The 12,854-nt window shown below is 60.4% G+C and carries 12 protein-coding genes and 1 tRNA gene; 10 read left to right on the plus strand and 3 right to left on the minus strand.

What is annotated here, in order from left to right; translation table 11 throughout:
- Positions 1–14: 14 nt before the first annotated feature.
- Positions 15–1,529: an amidase gene (locus AB4097_RS01310; protein WP_442036475.1), complete on the minus strand. Its 1,515-nt coding sequence runs from the start codon at positions 1,527–1,529 to the stop codon at positions 15–17.
- Positions 1,530–1,810: 281 nt separating this feature from the next.
- Here AB4097_RS01310 and AB4097_RS01315 point away from each other — a divergent pair, with 281 nt between their 5' ends.
- From AB4097_RS01315 to AB4097_RS01325, 3 genes are all read left to right on the plus strand, one after another.
- Positions 1,811–2,539 (plus strand): Crp/Fnr family transcriptional regulator, encoded by a 729-nt coding sequence (locus AB4097_RS01315; protein WP_442036477.1) that lies wholly within the window; start codon positions 1,811–1,813, stop codon positions 2,537–2,539.
- Positions 2,540–2,689: 150 nt separating this feature from the next.
- Positions 2,690–2,974: a hypothetical protein gene (locus AB4097_RS01320; RefSeq protein WP_442036479.1), complete on the plus strand. Its 285-nt coding sequence runs from the start codon at positions 2,690–2,692 to the stop codon at positions 2,972–2,974.
- A gap of 149 nt (positions 2,975–3,123) precedes the next feature.
- Positions 3,124–3,558, plus strand: coding sequence for a hypothetical protein (locus AB4097_RS01325; protein WP_442036481.1), 435 nt, complete (start codon positions 3,124–3,126; stop codon positions 3,556–3,558).
- Positions 3,559–3,627: 69 nt separating this feature from the next.
- On the opposite strand, the gene AB4097_RS01330 is transcribed toward AB4097_RS01325, so the two are convergent.
- Together AB4097_RS01330 and solA are read right to left on the minus strand one after the other, a co-directional pair.
- Positions 3,628–4,746: a branched-chain amino acid ABC transporter substrate-binding protein gene (locus AB4097_RS01330; RefSeq protein WP_442036483.1), complete on the minus strand. Its 1,119-nt coding sequence runs from the start codon at positions 4,744–4,746 to the stop codon at positions 3,628–3,630.
- Positions 4,747–4,776: 30 nt separating this feature from the next.
- Complete coding sequence (solA, locus tag AB4097_RS01335; RefSeq protein WP_442036485.1) at positions 4,777–5,916, minus strand: N-methyl-L-tryptophan oxidase; 1,140 nt, start codon at positions 5,914–5,916, stop codon at positions 4,777–4,779.
- Between the two features lie 188 nt (positions 5,917–6,104).
- Between solA and AB4097_RS01340 the strand changes: the two genes are divergently transcribed.
- The 7 genes from AB4097_RS01340 (at position 6,105) to AB4097_RS01370 (ending at position 12,013) form a co-directional block, all read left to right on the plus strand.
- Positions 6,105–6,581 (plus strand): YidB family protein, encoded by a 477-nt coding sequence (locus tag AB4097_RS01340; RefSeq protein WP_442036487.1) that lies wholly within the window; start codon positions 6,105–6,107, stop codon positions 6,579–6,581.
- A 224-nt stretch (positions 6,582–6,805) separates the two neighbouring features.
- Complete coding sequence (locus AB4097_RS01345) at positions 6,806–7,045, plus strand: hypothetical protein (protein ID WP_442036489.1); 240 nt, start codon at positions 6,806–6,808, stop codon at positions 7,043–7,045.
- 147 nt (positions 7,046–7,192) lie between these two features.
- A complete protein-coding gene (locus tag AB4097_RS01350; RefSeq protein ID WP_442036491.1) occupies positions 7,193–7,492 on the plus strand; it encodes a hypothetical protein in 300 nt (99 codons plus the stop codon).
- Positions 7,493–7,605: 113 nt separating this feature from the next.
- Positions 7,606–7,869, plus strand: coding sequence for a hypothetical protein (locus AB4097_RS01355; RefSeq protein ID WP_442036493.1), 264 nt, complete (start codon positions 7,606–7,608; stop codon positions 7,867–7,869).
- 570 nt (positions 7,870–8,439) lie between these two features.
- Positions 8,440–8,530 (plus strand) — tRNA-Ser (locus AB4097_RS01360).
- Between the two features lie 249 nt (positions 8,531–8,779).
- Positions 8,780–10,183, plus strand: a complete 1,404-nt coding sequence (locus AB4097_RS01365) for a tyrosine-type recombinase/integrase (RefSeq protein WP_442036495.1) — start codon at positions 8,780–8,782, stop codon at positions 10,181–10,183.
- Positions 10,184–10,900: 717 nt separating this feature from the next.
- Positions 10,901–12,013 (plus strand): hypothetical protein, encoded by a 1,113-nt coding sequence (locus tag AB4097_RS01370; RefSeq protein WP_442036497.1) that lies wholly within the window; start codon positions 10,901–10,903, stop codon positions 12,011–12,013.
- Positions 12,014–12,854 lie beyond the last annotated feature (841 nt).

Raw genomic sequence — 12,854 nt, forward strand, 5'->3', positions numbered from 1 at the left:
AGAGCCGTGCTCCGCTAAGGCTTCGGCCAGGGCCGCTTGTCCGCGCACATCGTCTCCCACGCCTGAGAGAGCCGCAGCACGCCCACGTCGTCGAAACGACGGCCGATGATCTGGAGGCCGATGGGTAGGCCCGCCTTCGTGAAGCCGGCGTTCACCGACGAGGCCGGCTGGTCCGACATGTTGAAGGCCACCGTGTAGCCGATATGCTCGAACGGCTCCTCCGGATTGTGGATTGGCGAGGCGAGTTCCGCCGGGTAGGCCACACAGGGTGCCACCGGCGAGATGACGAAGTCGAAGCGGTGCGTGGCGGCGATGGCCGCATGACGCATCACCATCATCTGGTTCATGCCGCTATAGACTTCTGCGCCGGTCAGGTCCTTGCCGCCTTCCGCCCATTGCAGGATGTAAGGCAGGATCTTCCCACGCTCCTCGTCGCTCAAGGGAGCCATGTCCATCCAAGCCCGCTGGCGCCAGAAATCGTCGAGGCCGTCGAGCATCTCACGGGTAATGAACGGCGGCATGTCCTCGATGATCGCACCGGCCTCCTGGAAAACCTTCGCGGCATTCTCGACGGCGGCGCGAACCTCCGGGTCGAGAGGCATGCCGATGCCCGCCTGCATCATCACGCCAATGGTCAACCCCTTCACGTCGATGTCGAGATCGAGCCACGGAAGATCCTGATACGGCAGGCTCATCGGGTCACGGATGTCGGGACGTGTGAGGCTTCTCATCATGAGGGCCGCGTCGCGCACGGTGCGGGTCATCGGCCCCGCCACGCGTCCGTAATAGGTCGGATCGATGGGAATGCGGCCGAAGCTGGGCTTGAGGCCGAACACGCCGCACCAGGACGCCGGCAGGCGGATCGAGCCCCCGATATCGGTGCCGATATGAAACGGCCCATAGCCGGCCGCGGCAGCAGCCCCCGCACCCGCCGAACTGCCGCCGGGATTCTTCGAGGTGTCCCACGGGTTGCGCGCGAGCGGATGGAAGCTCGAAAGGCCTGAAGAGAGCATTCCGTAATCCGGCATGGTGGTCTTGGCGAGGATGACCACACCATCCTCGCGCAGGCGCGCCGCCGCCGGCGCGTCTTCGGCTGCCGGAACGAGCGGACGCGCCGCCGTGCCGAGCGGCACCGGCGTTCCCTTCGTGGCGATGTTCTCCTTGATCGTGGCCGGAACCCCGTCGAGCGCCCGTGCCTGTCCGCTCATCCAGCGCTGCTCCGAGGCGCGAGCATCGCGAAGCGCCGCTTCCGGTTCGAAAGCATAGAGCGCCTGGAGCCGCGGCTCGTAAGCATCAATGCGCGCAATCACGGCCTTCGTCACATCGACTGGAGACAATACCTTGCGGGCATATGCTTCGAGAAGCTCCGGAGCAGACCAGTCGGCCAAGTCTACCTGTGCCTGATGCGAGGATGATTGCGTATTCAATGCGAAAGTCTCCCAAGGAATCGCCCTGTCGCCCATGCTGGAGTCTTCCGTGAGACCGGTAAACCGGTTTTCCCCGCGTTCACGCGCATAGCCCCATGACATGAGCGCAGAGGCAGGCTCCAAAACAGATCGAGAGTCTTCTACACACTCTTTGGAGGCATGTCCTATCGGAGAACGGCACAAAGCGAAGCGCCCGTCGTTCCACCGACACCACTTAGAACTTCCGCTCAAACGCTATCCTGCAAGGAGGACCAACCAGCGAATGCGAAACGCCTGTTCATAAGGGTCGCCTCTATATTGCACAATTTTAAATTGTGATATGAATATCATGACAGATCTCCATTTTACCTGATCCGGGGATCCGAAATGCGGTGAGACCTTCCATGAAGAATGGTACGAAGGCCGCGATCCATCGGAGAAACCAGCTCCTCGCCGCATTGGAGCCAGACGATTATTTGTGGCTGGAGCCTCATCTTGAAATCGTCGATCTCCCGCGCGGCAAGGTCGTCTATCAGACCGGGGAGCCGATCCGGCATGCCTACTTCTCCCATGATGCCGTTGTCTCCCTGGTTGCAGTTCTGCAGGATGGAGGGTCGGTCGAGATGGCGATTTTCGGCAGGGAATCCGTCTTCGGCTTCGTTAGCGCTCTCGTCTCCCACCAATCCTTTGGACGCTACGTCACTCAGATTTCCGGTACGGCATCGCGTCTTTCCTTGGCTCGCTTGAGCGATGCGATCAACAAGCGCGAGAACATGCGCCGCTTGCTATTCCGCTACACGGAAGCTCTGCTGGCTCGAACGCTTCAATCGGTCGCCTGCAATGCGGTTCACAGTGTGGAAGCCCGCTGTTGCCGTGCGATTTTGAGCACCCGCGACAGGACCGACAAGGACGACATCCCTCTCACGCATGAAATCCTCGCCGAAATGCTAGGGGTTCAGCGCTCGACGGTCAGCAGCGTGACGAGCACGCTCCAGCGGATGGGGCTGATCAGCCAAGGTCGCGGAACGATCAGAATCACCGACCATAGCGGCCTCGAGAAGACGACGTGCGAATGTTATCACACGATCCGCCAAACCTTCGAACGGCTTCTCCAAAGGGAGCGCGCGTTATAGGAATGAACACCCGGCTACCGCCAAGAATAGAAGCACGGCGAATTGATCGAAAGAAAGATTTCTTGCAGTTCTGTCGGGTTTCCAACAGACGGGGTAACCCTACCTCAGTATTCTGAGGCTCTATTAACGCAAGTTAATATGAGGGACGACATGAACGATACGAAGTTTCAAAATGAAGAAAGGTATAACGGGGCATCGCTTCCTAGAATATATCCACCCACTGTTCAGCCGCTACTCCAGTCCCTTCTCGCGACCTTGGCCGACATCGATTTCGATTACGAACAGGAACGCCAGAAACTCAGTAACACTTCTCCGGACGCAAATCTCAAGATTCGCGCGCTCGAAAGGCTCAAGGCACGCCATTATGAGCGCCGGCAGCCCTACATCCAGCAACTCGCCATCCTGCAGAAGCGGATGATGGAATTAAGAGCGTAGTCGAACGTCTCCTTATACGGCGCGATCCGAACGCCAAGCGTCGCAACCAATAACAATTCTTTGGGGCATCAGCACTCAACGAGGCAGGTCACCTGGGTGCTTTCACAAGACCTGAGCACAGATCCACTGCTCATGAGGGATTGTAGCCAATGACTGAGGAAGAAATCGAAATCGTTGCAGAGGAGCTGGCCAAGATCGGTGGCGTGACTTGGTATCCAGGCCGCGAAAAGGGAACCCTGATGCGGGTCGTCTGCGACCGTTACCGCGACAGGGCCCGGGTAGCGATCCAGGCACTGGAGCGCTACAGGGCCGGCCAGCAAGCCACCCTTGAACAGGACAACAGACAGATCAGCTTGCTTTCAGCCAGCAACGAGTCGCATGCCTCGGGTCATGACGAGATCAGGCCCGGCGTGACCGTCGTCTATCGCCCCCCGGGAGACCGGAGGGCCTATTCCTGCCGGGTCGTCGAAATCGAAGGCAATCGTGCGTATCTTGCCCCTATCCTCAGGGCCTGCACCGACTGGGTGTCCATCGAGCACCTTGTCCCGATGGAGGAACCCGACAAGGCGGCCGCTCAGGATTGAGCTTCATTGCCGAAACGAAAGGGCGGCTCCGTCGGGAGCCGCCTTCGTACTGTTCGAGCGAGCCGTCCCTCACTGAGTGAGCTTGCTGTACGTCCCGCCCTTCCAGACATTGATGTTGTATTTCGGATTCTTGATGTCGCCCTTTTCGTCGAAGGTCACCGGGCCGAGGACGGTGTCGACATTCGTGCTGCGCAGGGTCTTGGCGACCGCTTTCGGGTCCGCGCTGCCGGCCTTGGCGATCCCGCCGGCAATGGCCTGAACTGTCGCATAGGAGAACAGGGTAAATCCTTCCGGCACGAAACCGATCTTCTGGAACTGCTCCATGGCCCCCTTGGCGGCATCGCTGTCGCGGCCGTCCGGCGGGAAGGTGAACAGGGTCCCGTCGGCTGCGGGGCCGGCAACGGCTCCGAATTCCGGCGTCGCGATGCTGTCGCCCATCATCAGCTGGAACTTGTAGCCCTGATCGGCGGCCTGGCGCATGATGAGCCCGGCTTCCGTGTGGTAGCCGCCGAAATAGAGGAACTCGACACCCTGGCTCTTGAGGCGATTGACCACCGCCTTATAGTCCTTTTCACCGGGGTTGATCCCCTCATAGAGCACTTCCTTGACGCCGGCGCTGTTGAGGGAGGCCTTCACCACATCCGCGAGGCCTTTGCCGTAAGCGCTCTTGTCGTGCAAGATCCCGATCTTCTTGGTGCCGTAATTCTGCTTGATCCACGGCCCGATGAACTTGCCCTGCGCGTCGTCACGTCCATACAGGCGCATGATGGTCGACCAGCCCTGCTCGGCCGCCTTGTCGGTCATGGCCGGATTGCTTGAAGCCGGGCTCATCATCAGGACATCCGCTTCGGCATAGACCTCGGAGGCCGGGATCGAAGAGCCGGAGCAGGCATGGCCGTCGACGAACTTGATGCCCTCCGCGACGATGCGGTTGGCGATGGCGACAGCCTGCTTGGGATCGCAGGCGTCGTCGTACACGACGATCTTGACGTTCTTCCCATTCACGCCGCCCTTCTGGTTGATGGCCTGCGCGGCCAGCTCGGCGCCGTTCTTCAGCTGCTCGCCGATGGTGGCGACAGCACCGGTCATCGGACCTGCCACGGCAATCGTGATGTCCTCGGCGCGAGCCAATCCGGTTCCCGCCAGAAGGGCCAGGACGGACAGGTGACAGACATAGTTCTTCTTCATGGCTGCTCCTCCAGATTCTGCTCCGCCGTTTCAGGCGGATTGTGCGCCAAAGCGATCGAGCTTGAAACGAGAGATGTCGTTCACCGGTACATTTCCAAGGGCGAGGTCGGCCAGCACTTCCCCGATCACGCTCGCGAACTTGAAGCCGTGACCCGAACAGGGCGAAGCCAGCACGATTCGCGGATCGGCCGATGAGCGGTCGATCACGAAGTCCTCATCCGGCGTGCGGGTATAGATGCAGGTCCGCATGGCCTTAAGCGGCCCGTTGGCATCCGGCATGGCCAGAGCCAGCATCCGCCGGATATGCGCCTCGTCCTCGGCTCCGCCGTCCTGAGCCAAGTCGTCGGCCGACGGGAGATACGCCCCCTTGCGATGGGAGGCCGTCTTGACGCCGGTACCGGCGAAATCCGGGAAGCCGTAGCAGGCATCGTCCTCGGACTCGAAGATGAAGACCGGGCAGCAGTCAGGCGTGTAAGCGGCCGGCCGCAGAGGCTCGAACCAGCCGAGCACCTGACGCGTCAGCTTGAGATGCGGCTTCAGCTCGGGCGCGAAATCACCGATCCACGCGCCTGCGGCGATGATGACCGATCCGGCCTCGATCTCGCCGGCTTCGGTCCTGACGCGGACGCCGGAACCGAAGGGCTCGATGGCGACGAAACGCGTCCCGGTCCTGACCTCAGCGCCATGCCGCCGCGCCAATCCGACGAACTGCCGGATGGCGAGTTCCGGCCGCAGGAAGCCTCCGTCCGGCTGATACAATCCGGTCCAATGGGACGGAACCTTGAAGGCGGGAAAGCGCCGGTTGATCTCGTCGGCACTCAGGACTTCGTGGGCGAGGTCGTGCAGCCGTGACGCCTCCAGGGAGCCTTCGACGACCTCACAGCCGGGGAAACCCGCCTCCAGAACGCCCGTGACGGTGAGAATTGTCTCGCCGGAGAGTGCCTCCAGCTCGCGCCATTTCTCCAATGCCCGGCGAGCCAGCGGTACGTAGGACGGGTGTTCGAAATAGGAAAGCCTGATGATCCGGCTCTCGCCATGCGAGGAGCCCTTGTCGTGGCCCGGCTCGAACTGTTCGATGCCGATCACGCGCTGTCCCCGTCGGGCGAGCTCGAAGAGCGCGGCGCTTCCCATTGCGCCCAACCCGATCACCGCCACATCGAACGTCGCCATCGACCTCACCTTCCAGAACCCTACCAAGCGCGGGCGCATACATTCCTCAGCGGGTAACGGTTCGTCAATCGGGCCCTTTGGCCGCCCTTTGAGCCGTCAGTTTCCCGTCGTTGCCGATCACGCCGTCCGATGGATTGGAACTCTTTCGGGGCGCCCGGGATTCTCGTGCATCGGACGAGGAGGAACACATGAGCCGAGGCTTTCCATCCATGACCGCCCTTCTGGGGCTTCTTGCAGTCGCCGGATTTCAAAATCGGGACAAGATCGCCGAGATGCTGCGCGGTTCGACAGGCAACAACCCGACTGGCACGCAGGGCAATCCCGGCCAACCACAAGCCGGCTCCGATGGCCTCGGAGGCCTGGGCGGATTGCTGGGGGGCTTGAGCGGACAGAATCCGGGTGGTCTTCTGAGCGGCGGATTGGGCGAGCTGATCGACAGCTTCCGCCAGAATGGTCACGGCGATGTTGCCGATTCCTGGGTGAGCACCGGCCCGAACAGGGAGGTCGCGCCCCAGCAGCTTGAACAGGCTATCGGGCCCGACGTCCTGGCATCCCTGACCCAGCAGACCGGTCTGTCCCGCGAGGAGATTCTCGCGCGCCTGTCCAGGGAGTTGCCGCAGGCCGTCGACAAATATACGCCCGACGGGAAGCTTCCTGCCGCCTGAGCGGTGCTACTCGGTTTTGCGAGAACGGGCGCGGGCGATGGCATCGCCCGCGCCCGTTCCTCGAAGGACAACAGCACATAGAGCCGGGCCGAGGCTCGTTTCGATCGAAGGATCGAGGCGTGCCTCTATCCTTTTGTCCTCCCCGCTACCTCCATCGCCTCGTTCCTGACGGACCGCAATCGGGTAGCCTGCCAGGGCTCGGTTGCAAAGCATGGGAGGGGCTGATGCATACGGACCGCTTTGTCGTTTTTAAGTTCCAAGACGAGTGGCTGGTGACATACGCGGACCGGGAGCAGTCAGCCTTCGCGACGCGTCAGGATGCTGAGCGGTCGGCCTTCGACGCAGCCGATACGCTCGCATCTCATGGCCATGCCGTATCCGTCCTCATTCTTCCGGAGGACTCGGGCGACGGCTCCAAGCCGTGCCTTTCTGCCATGGGATCCGAAAGGAAGAGCCTGAATTGAACGGATCCTCCCAGGAGCCTTCCGCCGTATAGGCAATCGTATCCTTGTCTCACTCTCGAAGAATGCCTTCGCGCCGCCGCTCGCTTGTCGGCGCGCATTGGACTAGGATGAGCATGAGATTGGGTTCCTCAGGCCGGGATGTCGGCGATGCTCTGGGCGAAGAAGGCCATCGATCCTGCTGAGCGGGACCCGACGCAGGATCGGTTCGAGGAACTGTTCGTCAAGCTCGGGAGCCCGAAGCAGATGATGCTCGCTGCGGCCTGCGACCCGGCATCCGGCCAGTCGATTCTCCTCATGAGCCTCCCGAACACGGCATATCTGGGCCTCTTCTCGGGCTTCGAATCCGTGGCCGAAGACGCACTCCCGTCGGAAGCCGCCCTGCTCGTCGGCCATAGCGACGAACTGCTGAAGCGCTTCAGGTATCCGGCGCGACGGGCCGCGCCTTAGGCGAGCCGCTCTTTTCCATTGAACGTCCACACGCGAATCAAGCTTGGGCATTCGGTTGCCACAATTGGCTGCCAATGCCCAAGCTCGTTCGAGACTTCGCCCTGGAGAGCATCGTGACCGCACCCCACGATTTCGACGAAATAGTGGACCTTCTTGCACTTACTCGGCCATACGAGCGGTCGATCGGCATGAACATGGCATGCAAAGTCGCGACATTGCCGCTTCGGGAGGCCGTGAGCGTGGTCGTCGAGGATTGGGCCGACGACAAGTTCCGGCAGTTGAGCGCCGTAATCGTCCGGCCGTCCGGCCCCGCCATCCGCAGCTTCGAGGAAATCCGGAACCTCTACGGACAGGCGGAGATGAATTCTGCCTCCTGAGCCAGGGGGTGGAGCTTGCCCTGTGGCAGTCAGGATGCTCGGCTTTTAGTCGTAAAGGTAAACATTTCATCACCCGGCACTCTTCCCTATTCGGCCCGCAGCCGCTTTCATGGCGTCGATTACCGGCCGCCGGAGGAACAGAGTGGAACTCGACGAAGCCCATTGTTCATGCCCGAAATGGTTTCCCATCTTCCTTTCAGGGATCGGGCTGACCAGTCTCGCCCTGTCCAACCTGTTCTGGTAAGAACGCGGCCCGTATTTAAGGGCCTTTGAAGCTCGTCTTTGATCCAGAACAATGCCGTAGCGTAAGTGAATGGTAGAAAAGGCCTCAGCCAAGGAGGTCTATCATGCACCCTTTTCATCATGACCTAGGGTCTCTTGCCCTGGATGCCCTCCTGCTGGTCGGTGCGACTGCCGGACTCGGCAGCCTGCTGGTCGCTCTTGTCGCTCTGCCCTGAAGCACCAAGCCGCAGCCTCGCCCGTGGGCAATTTTGGACCTTGACGAAAAGACCCTCTTCGCGTCTATTGCGCCACCTGCGAAGCGGGATCCCAGATCCGGCCTTTTCGCCTGGAGACGTGGCCGAGCGGCTGAAGGCACTCGTTTGCTAAATGAGCATACCCCAAAAGGGTATCGAGGGTTCGAATCCCTCCGTCTCCGCCATTTCTAAGCCGCTGATATATAAAGAAAATTTCCGCTGGGCGAGCCTGTGTCCGACACAGGATTCGACACATGGGACACCTTTGGCGGCGGCCTTCCGGCTTCGTTTTCCAAATCCACGTACCCCGTCGGCGAGTTGACGCCCTCGGCAATTCGCCGTTCCGTTTATGTCTAGGACGTTTGTCAACCGTTGAGGCTCGGCGACGTGCCCGCATTTTGGCCGGGCACGCGACAGTCCTGATGGAGGTGTGCGTGGAACGTGATGTTGTTTCAAGAAGTCTGGAGGCTCTGGCGAGTCAAATGGCTGTCCTCCGTAAGGAGGAATTCAGTGCCCGCTTCAAGGCGCTTCCTCGATTCTCGGAGGAGGCCGATCCCGATTTACGCCTGCATGACGATCTCCGCCGAAGGGTTCATGAGGCTCGGGAGAGCGTATTCCGCAGTGCCCGGGAACGGCTTGAAGTCGTCGAGCAGGCGCTTACTCAGGATGGTGCCGCATGGGAAGCCGAGCGGGCCGCACACGATCGTGTCGTGGAACGGCTTGTGTCCGCTGTCCCGAGGCCTGCCAGCGACGCCGTAGAACCTCCCCTGACCTTACCGCTCCTCTCATCCACGATAGAGTCATATCTCGCACGAAAACGCGAAGATGATGTAGGAGAAAGACATGTTGAGGGTCTGACCCGCCGTTTTCAGGCCTTCATTGAGCACGTTGGCGACAAGCCAATCGATAGATATCGGGCGAGTGACTTACAGTCTTTTGTATCGACGTTGGCACGTGTTCCTGCAACTTGGAGCAAGGACGAAAGGGTCCGAGCGTTGTCTGCTCGTGCAGCGGCAGAGTGGAACACCAGTAGACGGCAGCCCCTCCCGTGTATGTCCGAGACAACGATTACCCTAGGATATGCGCGTCCGATCAGAACACTATTTGGATGGCTTGCAGTCGAACACGGCTTCACATCGCCATTTCAGGGCATGCGCCTCACGGTCCCTAAGACGGCAAAGGGTTCCGTTCGCCGTAAACCCTTGACCGTTGAAGAGTTGAATACTTGGTTTGCTCAGGCCGCCCGAGAAAAACGGGCGGATGACCGTTTCCTGCCGCTCCTTGGTTATCTGACTGGGGCTAGGATCGCAGAACTATCGTTCTTGCAAGGACGCGATTTGCGTCAAATAGGTGACGCATGGGCACTTGGCCTGTCAGAACCGCTCATTGTTGATGGACGTGAGGTCCGCCGTCCGCTCAAAAATTCCAACAGTGGGCGGCTTGTTGCTCTCCACGAGACATTAGTGAAGGCAGGCTTCGTGGACTGGATGAAGTCCCGGGCAGATACCGATTGGGTTTTTCCGCATTTGCATCAATCTTCCATCGTCCGTCCATCAGATACTGCGTCTAAGCGAATGGCCCGAGCTATGAAAAAAGCTGGTGTGCATGAGGCTTTGGTGAAGGTCTTTCACTCTCTCCGTCACAACGCACGTGACTGGATGGAAAGGGGAGCGGGTCTTTCGGAAAGCATCGTACGTCGGCAAATGGGGCATGCAGCAGAGGATACTGCGCAAACTTACGGAGACGATCTTCTGACCTCGGCTGAGGTGCAGACAATTGCGCGTGCTCCGCTTCCCGAGGGTCTTGATTTGCGTCCGTACCTGCGCCGTCGCCGTTGACGCGAATTCCGCCGACAGCAAGCATGAAGAAGCCGCCCATCATCGGGTCGGGGGACCCTCCGGGCGGCTTCTGTTTGAGAGACGATCCATGATCTTTATCGGCTCAATCGTTGTCAATTCCCCCAGCTATAAAGCTGGGTGAGCGCGGGGCTCGGACATATTCCGAGCCAGTCGATAGCCTCACTTTCCCTCCAGACCAAATTTGTTGACGAGGCCGCATATGGCCTTGGTTTTTCGCCTCGTGGGAGTGCGGAAGGCCGGGCTTTCAAGCCTGTCAAATTTGACATTGAGCGGGCACGCTTTGCCGCCTCGAATCCATCGGGCGGAACGCCCCTTGGTAGTAGAGGTGTCCCGTTTCTCTCTCTGTCAGCCGCCCCCGCGAGGGAGGCGGATAACGTCCAAGCCGAGGACGAGGAGGAATCTCGGCCGCATCTCCTCGCGACCACGAAGGGGCGTTACAACCTGAGGCACGGTATTGCCTCTCTCCTCCGTCCTGATGACGGCACGCGTGGCCCGGCTGTGTGTGGCTGCGGCCTTTCCGGATATGAGATTGATAATGTGACCGTGCACCTCTCCGAAGAGGGACGGGCCTACGTTACAGGTGTGTATCGATGCGACAGTGCAGTTCTCTGTCCGACATGTAGCCCACGGCGTGCGGTCGAGATTCAGGAGCGTCTGACCAGGGCCGTCCAGGCGTGCATTACTAAGGGCGGGTCAGTGTGGTTCGTCACCCCAACCGTTCGTCGCCTTCGCGAGCAGCTCCTCACCGACATGAAAAAGGGATTCCAGGCCGCATGGCGCGAAGCGCGTCAAGGGTCAGGCTGGACCAAGCCAGCGGCCCGAGCGGGCGTCCTCGGCATCACGAACGTCCTCGAAACCCCGTGGTCTCCCTTCACAGGCTGGGGGGTCCACGGGCACACTTTGGTCTTCTTCGATCATCGGGATTCGGATCGCGCACGAGAGGCCTGCGAACTGCTCCTGATGCGCTTCCTTGATCGGCTTCCGGAACATGGCTTGTCGGGTACGTGGTCCGCTCAGGATGCTGAGGAGTGCTACGATGCAGAGAAGGCTGCCGCCTACTGTGCAAAGGTCGCGAGCGAGCTTGCACACGGCTGGGTGAAGGAAGGTCGCAAGGCTGGGTCGACTTCGGTCCATCCCTTCGCCGTCGCCGCCAAGGCTACGCTATGCGGCGAGGACGGCATGCCCATGGAAATTCCTGGTTTGGAACGCATCTCGCGCGAGCGGTGTCGAGAGCTGTGGCGCGAGTACGCTGCGGCAATGCCCGGGACCCGCCTCGGCGTCATCTCTCCCAGCCTCGCCAGTAAGCTAGGCATCGAGGTTGCGGACGACGAGGAAGAGGGAGGGCTTCAACAACTCCTTGAGGAAGAGTGCATCGGGCAACTTCCGTCGCCGACTTGGAATCGGCTCATCCGCCGCGCCCTTGCGGGCACGTTCCTGTCCAAGGTCGAGCATGAGGTGGATCCCGATGGCTACGGCTGGGAGGAAGTCGAGGCCTGGGCGCTGGAGGCTGGGGCGGAGGACAAACCGGGCGATGATGAATTCCTCCGTCGTGATCCTATGCCACCAGCAGCTGCGCCACCATCTGCAGACGTGACCGAGGCCCGTAAGAAGGCTGTCCGTGCTCTCATGATCATGCAAGCGGCGGACCGAGTCCGCTCTAGCGAAAGCGCAGGCACGCGTGAGCGCATCCGATATGCGATTGAAGCCATAGCTGCCGCTGTTCCAGGTGTCTTGCCGCCGACACCTTCTGAGGTGGTTCGGGCGCTGGTAATGCAGGATAGTCCGCGAACAAATTATCCACATATTTGAGAGAAGAACTCGTTTTTGACGCGGTCACTCCGTCGGAAGGATTCAATCCTTTAGGTGTGAATCGAGAAAAGGACTCAGCCCTTCGAAAGTCAAAATACTTGTCCCGGAGACCACGGTCTCCTCAGCAGGTCGCGTCCTGGACACGTCAAAATAAATTGAGCACGAATTGTCCCGCTTCACTTCGAAAGGGAGATACCTGTGGGGGCAACGATCTACATTCATTCGAGGCTTCAGATTTCTTCTTGGGCAGGCCAGCCTGGCGACTACGTCGCTGAAGCTGACGATGGACGGCGAGTTTTGGGGCTTGGTGTTAAATACAGAAGGGGAAAGTGGCGTTGGGAAGTCGTGAATATTCGCGATCAGAGGCTTCGCCGAGGTACCGCACGGAATGCGCGAGAGGCGCAGATCGTGGCTGAGGCTACGGCGGCACGCCTACTCGCCTGATCCTGCTCGACTGATATCGCCATGGCTTGTCTGGCAATTCGCCGGCAGGCACGCTGGAGAAAGCCAGCCATAGTGATATCGCCTCTTCGAGGCTCATCCCCAAGCTGGTCAGGGGGAGGAAATCCTCCCCCGTGAACCCCCACCCGGCCGTGCCGGGCAAACGGAGGATCACATGCCGGCTGTGTACGTTCGCCTTTCACATGGACTTGCAACTGCACTCAATGTAGCGGCCGCAAGTGATGGCATCAGCGCGGCAGGATGGGTGCGCAGCGCTATTGCCCGCGCGCTTCCCACCCATGTTGATATCCAGCTGCCGCCGTCCCCACGTCGCCGTCCTGTGGTCATTCCACCCGAGGACGTCGCGGCCGTCGCCCGGTTGGTCGGAGCAGTCGGCATG

The sequence above is a fragment of the Microvirga sp. 2MCAF35 genome, assembly GCF_052115545.1.
Classification (GTDB): Bacteria; Pseudomonadota; Alphaproteobacteria; order Rhizobiales; family Beijerinckiaceae; genus Microvirga.